The organism is Endozoicomonas atrinae (assembly GCF_001647025.1).
Taxonomy (GTDB): Bacteria; Pseudomonadota; Gammaproteobacteria; order Pseudomonadales; family Endozoicomonadaceae; genus Endozoicomonas; species Endozoicomonas atrinae.
This window is the reverse complement of record NZ_LUKQ02000442.1, coordinates 1-2,633: the sequence shown is the minus strand read 5'-3', so window position 1 is coordinate 2,633 and position 2,633 is coordinate 1. Positions and strand designations below refer to the sequence as shown.

Annotated in this window: 3 protein-coding genes and 1 pseudogene; 3 read left to right on the top strand and 1 reads right to left on the bottom strand. The window is 43.6% G+C overall.

Going from position 1 to position 2,633, the window contains the following annotated elements:
- Nucleotides 1-190, top strand: a pseudogene (locus tag AK963_RS36100) (IS630 family transposase); the annotation flags it as partial.
- Between the two features lie 141 nt (nucleotides 191-331).
- Nucleotides 332-1,168 carry a hypothetical protein gene (locus tag AK963_RS27630; protein WP_139117723.1) on the top strand — a complete coding sequence of 279 codons (837 nt, stop codon included), beginning with the start codon at nucleotides 332-334 and terminating at the stop codon, nucleotides 1,166-1,168.
- A gap of 535 nt (nucleotides 1,169-1,703) precedes the next feature.
- Here the strand turns inward: AK963_RS27630 and AK963_RS27625 are convergent.
- The gene (locus AK963_RS27625; protein ID WP_066018531.1) at nucleotides 1,704-2,195 is read right to left on the bottom strand and encodes a hypothetical protein; all 492 of its coding nucleotides are present in this window, start codon (nucleotides 2,193-2,195) and stop codon (nucleotides 1,704-1,706) included.
- A 112-nt stretch (nucleotides 2,196-2,307) separates the two neighbouring features.
- On the opposite strand from AK963_RS27625, the gene AK963_RS27620 reads away from it, so the two are divergent.
- Entirely contained in the window at nucleotides 2,308-2,523 is a 216-nt protein-coding gene (locus tag AK963_RS27620) for a hypothetical protein (RefSeq protein ID WP_066018530.1), read from the top strand.
- Nucleotides 2,524-2,633: the final 110 nt, after the last annotated feature.

Genomic DNA, 2,633 nt, shown 5'->3' with positions numbered 1-2,633 from the left:
ACCATTCGCACCGGAGTTAAACAGCTCAGAAAGGCTATGGGAGTGGATGCGGGAGCATGACTTATCAAACAAAGCATTTTCAGGTTATGAAAATATTGTAGATTGTTGCTGTGAAGCTTGGAATAACCTTTGCAGCGAAGCTGGTCGACTGTTCAGTCTGTGCTCCCGTGATTGGGCAGTTATACAGTAGTTAGAAAATTCAATTGGTATAAGGTCTTAAAACCAAATTACTTATTCGAATCTATTTTTTATGGAACCAGTATCAGGCAGACAAAGTTCAACAGCTTCTCCAAATCTGCATAGGAGTGAGTCCCAGCAGCAACATTCTGTGATGAGTTCAGGAAGAAAAACACGGCGAGCCGTGTCTGACAATCAAATAAATGCCCAGTGTGCCGGAGCATTGAAGGTTGAGGGTGGGCGCGTGAGGGGGAAGGTTGAAGTTGTCATGGTTATTCCGAAATGTCCTCCTTCCATGGCAGATGTAGATGCTCGAGCAATATCCATGGGAGTTAAGGAGCTGCTATCCTCCAGCAGTTATACAGAAAATGTAAAACTATTTATCGATAAAGCATCCGATTGGGACATGTTATGTCGCTATAGTGATTTTATGAGAGAGAACATTGATGGTGTCGTGGCAAAGGGACATGAGAAGACATCTATCAAGCTCTTTAAGGATAATCCTGATTTATACAAATGGCTTTATTCATTGTCGGAATCAGAAATAACCAGTCCAGAGGATAGGGTTGCAAAATATCTTGCCCTATCGGCAGACTGGTGTGCCGTAAATTTTCGGGAAAATCCATACTCTGATTTACCCAGAAATTATTTTCATTGGCGCAGGCTAAACTCACCTGATGATATAGAGCAGCAAAGTGATAGGGGGGGGCACTTCTCTAGAAAAAGAGGTTTATCAGCGACGCCCAAGGAAGTAAGTGTGCCAGTCAAGAAGGAAAAATATGATCAGGAATATATTGAACAAGCGATGCTTGAATCAATGAGGCTTGATCGAAGTGCCGAGTATGTTCTGGATAAAACTGATGAGCTTAAGAGCTGGATTCCTCAATGTAAACAGGACGAGTTTGATAATTATCAGCGGGCACTTAAGCAGTTGATTGGACAGTACCAGGATAGGTACGAAAAAACTCGAGTCAAGAATGCCGCTCAATGATATAGCTTACAGTTCATCCATTTTAGCCTCAGCAGGATGGACTCAATTATCATACTTTCTTCACATACTGATGAGTGTGTCCGCAAATGCAGGAGTCATAAAGTGTAGCTCCTGTAACTTTTTTTTCCTGTGGGCGGAGTCTGTTGCATGCCTGTTGGGTGAGCAGGCAACCTGAGTTTTTTATATTTGAGTGTTTTTTTCTGGAATGGACGTCTGAATGATGTCCGATACTTAGATATCTCCTATGAAGGGTGAGTTATCGAATGTTCGGCTTGTTCATTTGCTTCTACATCATGAAATCTGCTTCTCATGTTTCACTTTATACTTTTCAGGCGTAATGATTTCATTCCCCAGAATACCAAAAATAAGGCCTAAGAAGCGCTGGAGTATGCACTTAGAGCAGATGAATCAATCCTGCTGATCAATGCCTGTGGTCATACTCCAGCTGAGCCGGGCCTGACCTATTGCCAGTAAAAGTATTAAAGGCCGCGTTTTCAGAAATTGCTTCGCTCTGTTCTCCCCTTTATACACAGAGTTAGTAAATGGTCTTCCCTGATGAGGCAGGCTGAATAGAAATATAGTTTGGGCTTTCAGGTAAGTGTTGTAGATCTGGCCAGCTGAGACTTAGCCACTCTTTGGCCTCATCGAGATGATGCTGACAACACTTACAGATACGATGTTTTCTGGAAAATTCCAGCAGCGGTATCACGGTACATTTTATAGCCCTGAGTAATGGGATCTTAAAGTCCTTAGACAACCCTCCTGACTTGACCAGCGTGATAATCCTCCGGTAAGGGAAAACCAGAAACTCACTGGCTTTCTGAGGCATTTTCTGGCCTTCATACAGGGCTGCCAGATTATGCATGGCGGCGATCCATGCCATCATTAACTGTGGATTATCCAAATTCTGGAACCACTCATGCTCCAGCATCTGCGCAGCTTCCAGGTAAGCTGCTTCAGCTGACCGCCATTTGCATTGATGAAAATTAACGTTCCCTTGATGAAGCTTCTGTTGCCACTGGCTCACGGTTAAGATCTCTTATTGTTTATTTTAATGAGAATGATTATCATTTGCATCTCAAAAGGTGATTGATGTAAACTTTTCACGCTAAATCGTTGTTGAACAGCAGGAGGTGATTGTGTCAGACCAGAGGATTACCGATTCCTATTTGCTGCGCTGGAGGCGTGCACGTCCGGAAGCATTGGGTTATATCATTCGATATGCAGAAATGCCTGATAACCCTGAACTGTTACCTTCGTGGGTAGATCAGACCGTTAGAGTGCCGAAGCTTTCTGTCGGTGAGCGCTGGCAGCGAATGCAGGAGTGCATAACCCTTTTGTCATCACCGATGTAATAAGTCTTCAAAACACCAGTTTAATTTGACCTCCCGATTAACCCTTTTCTGGCCGATTGTTTTCCTGTTGGTATCAAGCAGGGAGCAGCGCCATGACCAATCGAGAGGAC